The sequence below is a fragment of the Nocardia cyriacigeorgica NBRC 100375 genome (assembly GCF_000308555.1).
Taxonomy (GTDB): domain Bacteria; phylum Actinomycetota; class Actinomycetes; order Mycobacteriales; family Mycobacteriaceae; genus Nocardia; species Nocardia cyriacigeorgica.
Genome location: NZ_BAFY01000307.1, coordinates 1 through 4594, shown reverse-complemented (window position 1 = coordinate 4594; position 4594 = coordinate 1). Strand labels below are relative to the sequence as shown.

The following is a 4594-nucleotide window of genomic DNA, read 5'->3' as shown; positions in this document are numbered from 1 at the left end:
ATACCGCCGCGATGGACGGTTACGCCGTCTGCGGGTCCGGGCCGTGGGTGCTGCGTGATGACACCCGGGTCGCGGGCACGCACGGTGGCCGTCCGCTGGAGGTGGGGCAGGCGGTGCGCATCGCGACGGGCGCGCCCACCCCGTCCGGCACCACCGCCGTCGTGCGCGACGAATTCGTGTCCAGAAGCATGCTGGCCGGCGACACGCTGCTGGCACGTCGCCCGGACGCGCCGGTGCGCGACGACACCCGGCGGCGCGGCGAGAACTGGCATCCGGGCGCACAGCTGGCCGCGGCGGGCACCCGGGTATCGGCCGCGGTGGTGTCTGCCGCCTCGAGCGCCGAGGTGCACACGATCGCCGTGCGTGGCCCGTTGCGCGCGGATGTGCTGATCACCGGCTCCGAGATCCGCGCCGAAGGCCCGCTGGCGCCCGGCCAGACCCGGGATTCCATCGGCCCGGTGCTGCCCACCTATCTGCGCGCCTGCGATATCGAGACCACCCATGTCTGGCGGCTCGACGACTGCCGGGAGCTGCTCGGCTCCTGGTTCGCGCTGCGATCGGACGCCGAGCTGGTGGTGGTGGTCGGCGCCACCGGCCGCGGCGCCGCCGATCATCTGCGCGCCCTGCTCACCGAGCTGGGCGCCGATATCCTGATCGACGGCCTCGCCGTCCGCCCGGGCGGCTCACAGCTGGTCGCGCTGCTACCCGACGGCCGGGTGCTGCTCGCCCTCCCCGGCAACCCGTTCGCCGCGATCGCCGCCCTGCTGATCACCGGACCGGCGATCGTCGACGCCTGCACGGCCCGCACGCCTGCCGAACCGATGCGCGGGCGCCTCGCCGATTCCTCCGGCACCCACGACACCCTGACCCGCGTCGTCCCGGTCTGCCAGCAACCCGGCGGGGTCTGGCAGGCCACCGGCCCGGTGCACACCCCGCATCTGGCGAGCCTGATCACCGCTCAGGCGCTGGCGCTGCTCCCACCGCGCTCCGGGCGCGGCACGCTGGTCGAGCTGGTGCCGCTGCCCGGCTGAACCGTTCGCAGGCCGTCCACCGGGGCGGCGCGGGCCCGACGCTGAACGCGGTCTCCCACCGGCATGCGACCGATCCGCGCGAAAGCCGCTGCGGCACAATCGCACCGCAGCGGTTCGTTTCACACGTCGAGCATCCCCTCACTGAACTCGCGATCCAGGTCCGGATCGGCCGACGAGATCGCGGCATCCAGCTGCATACCGACCTCGGCCACATGCGGTTCGGTCATCATGTGCAGGTGGTCGCCGGGCACCGCCACCACCTCGAACCCGCGGCCCGCGTACTGTTCCCAGCCGTTGTTCTCACTGTCGAACATGGTGCCGATGGTCTGGTGGGCGATATCGAAACCGCGCGGAATCCCGTCGGTGGCCCGCAGTAGCGTGATGTCGCGGTCGAAGACCGACAGCTGGTAAGTGATCAGCGCGGTGTAGTTGGCGTGGAATACCTCGTACAACCGCCGAATCGATTGCGCCGGACTGCCTTCGGGCAGGATGCCGGAGCGGATCGCCTCGGCCAGCATCGCGTCGAACAGTTCGGCCGAATCGTGCACATCGGGTTCGAACTCACCGAGCGCGGTCTCGTTACCGCGGGCGTACCAGAGCAGTTCGAGGAAGAACCAGCGGATCAGCTTCTCCTCGGGGATGGGTTCGCGGGCCTGCTGCCGCAACGCCATCGTGTCCAGCAGGGTCACGCTGGCGACTTCGTGCTCGGGCAGCCTGCGCCCCATTTCCAGCGCGACATAGCCACCGAAGGACCAGCCGGCCAGATGGTAGGGCCCCTCCGGATGCACCCGGCGGATCGCCGAGATATAGGAGTCGGCCATCGCCTCGACCGAGGTCAGCGGCGTGCTGCCGGTGTCGGCGCCGGCCGCCTGCAACCCGTACACCGGACGATCCGGGTCCAGATACTTCGCGACCGCCAGGTAGCACAGCACATTGCCACCGATCGGATGCACCAGGAACAGCGGCGGTTTCGTGCCTTCGGGCTGGATCGGCACCAGCGGATCGAAGCTGGTCTGGGTGTCGCCCGCGCGGATCAGTTCGGCCAGCCCGGCCGCGGTGGGCGCGGCGACGAATGCGCTCATCGGCAGCTCGACGCCCCAGCGCCGCGACAGTCCCATCACCACGCGCATGGCGCCGATCGAGGTGCCGCCCATGGCGTAGAAGTCGTCGTCGGGACCCATGGACGGCAGCCCGGCGTACTCGGCGAGCAGCTCCATCGCCGAGCGTTCGATCTCGTCGACCGGTTCCCGATGCTGGTGTGCCTGTTCGGCAGTGCTCGTCACGGGTAGCGCGAGCAGCGCGCGGTCGTCCCGTTTGCCGCTGGGTGTGCGCGGCATCGACTCCACCCACTGGAACCGCGACGGCACCATATGCGCGGGCAGCACCGACCGCAGCTCGGCCCGCAGCGCGGTGAGATCGGTGGACTCGGCATCGCCGGCCAGGAACGCCACCAGCGCCCCGTCGATCCCGCCGAACCCGCGCGCCACCACGGCGGCCTCGCTGATCCCGGGGAACCGCTCGACCAGCCCGAGGATGGTGAGCTCGACCTCGGCCGGCTCCACCCGGTACCCGCGGATCTTGACCTGACTGTCGCTGCGGCCGAGGCAGACGATATCTCCCGGGGGCAGCCGCACGCCGAGATCGCCGGTGCGGTAGCGGATCTCACCACCGGCGGCGGCGACGAAACGTTGCGCGGTCAAGCCGGGCATGGCTTCGTAGCCGCGGGCCAGGGAGCGTCCGCCGAGGTAGATCTCGCCGATCACACCGTCGGGCACCACCCGCAGCTGCCGGTCCAGGATCTCGGCGGTATCGCCGTCGACCGCGCGCCCGATCGGCGGCAGCACCGGGAACGCGCTCTCCGGGCCGGTGAGGGTGAAGATGGTCGCCACATGGGTTTCGGTGGGGCCGTACTGGTTCTCCAGCAGCAGACCGGGCACCGCCGCGCACAGGGCGCGGATCTCGTCGGTGATGCGCAACTGCTCACCCGAGGACACCAGCACCTTCAACCCGGTGGGATAGATCTGGCGCACCGACGCCGCCTCGGCGAACGCCTGCAATGCCACATACGGCAGGAACACCCGCTCGATCTGCTCATCGGCCACCGTGCTCAGCAGCTCGTCCATATCGGCGCGCAGATCGCGTTCGCTCACCCGCAGCGTCGATCCGGTGGCCAGGGTGGTGAAGATTTCCTGGAACGCCACGTCGAAGCTCAGCGGCGCCGCCTGCAGTGTGCTCGCCAGTCCGGCGCCGGACTCGGCGCGCAACTGCCAGTCGACCAGGGCGGTCAGGCCGCGATGCGGCATCGCCACACCCTTGGGCTCCCCGGTGGAGCCGGAGGTGAACAGCACGTACGCGGTGGTTTCCGGATGCACCGGCGCGAAACGCGGCGCCGCGGGGTCCGCCGGACCGGCCGGGGCGGTGAGTTCGGCGGTGTCGAGCACCAGCGCCGGATCGTCGACCAGGTCGAGGTGTTCGGCGTCGACGACCACGCGATGCGGCCGGGCGCGGTCGATCATCAGGTTCAGCCGCGCCCGCGGATAGCGCACGTCCAGCGGGACGCTCGCCGCACCGATCCGCGCCACCGCCAGCACCAGCGCCACCAGCTCCGGGGTGCTGCGGCCGATGATGGCCACCTTCGACCCGGTGCGCACACCGTGCGCGAGCAGCCGGGCCGCGATGACGTCGCTGCGGCTCACCAGCTCGTCATAGGTCCAGACGGAGTCGTCGGCGGCGACGGCGATATCGGTCGGGCGCACCGTCGCGACCTCGGCGACCAGCGCACCGACATCGCGGCCCGACACCCAGCCGGCCCGTGGATCGATCGGGGCGTCCGGGTTGTCCACCAGGGCGGTCAGCATCCGCAGCTCGGTGAGCGCGACGGTTTCGCACTGCTGCGGGCCGACCGCGCCGTCACCGTCCACGCGCAACCACATGCGGCCGTCGCGGGGATCGGTGGCGGCGGTGACCAGCAGCTGGAAGTTGGTTTCCTCGCGGATATCGATGTCGTCGAGCACCACCCGGTCCGCGCCGAGAATGGCCTGGAACTGGTGGTAGTTGACGTAATTGAACGCCGTCTCGAACACCGGCCCGCCGTGATCGGCCATGATCGAACGCAGCGGGTAGCGCCGGTGCGGGTAGGCGGCGCGGTCGCGGCGCACCACCTGGTCGACGGCGTCGCGCCAGGTCGCCACGGTGGCGTCCAGCCGCATCGGCAGGGTGTTGAGGAACAGGCCGGCCAGGCTTTCCGCGCCCGCGCGGTCGGGGCGGCCGTGGCTGATGACGCCGGTGGTCACATCGGCGCGCCCGGACAGCAGGCGCAGCGTCGCCAGATGCGCGGCCAGATACACCGCCTTCTCCGGAACCTGGTGCCGCGCGGCGAAATCGGTGACCCGGGCGCTGAGCCGCTGCGGCACCAGGGCACGCGCCTGCGCCGGTCGGGTGGACTGCGGCTGATGCGCCGCCAACGCCGTCACAGCGGTCGCCTCGGCGCCGGCGAGCGCCTCGCGCCAGTACGTCCGCGACGACACACGCTGGGTGGCAGCGAGTTCGGCCTGTGCGTATTC

At 71.1% G+C, this 4594-nt stretch carries 2 protein-coding genes; one reads left to right on the top strand and one right to left on the bottom strand.

Features of this window, described 5'->3' with window-relative positions; all coding sequences use genetic code 11:
* On the top strand, positions 1-1031 hold a 1031-nt coding region (locus tag RJ05_RS26255; RefSeq protein WP_036541978.1), incomplete at its 5' end, for a molybdopterin-binding protein.
* A gap of 119 nt (positions 1032-1150) precedes the next feature.
* Here RJ05_RS26255 and RJ05_RS26250 read toward each other — a convergent pair.
* A partial coding sequence (locus RJ05_RS26250) for a non-ribosomal peptide synthetase (protein ID WP_036541976.1) occupies positions 1151-4594 on the bottom strand: 3444 nt, incomplete at its 5' end.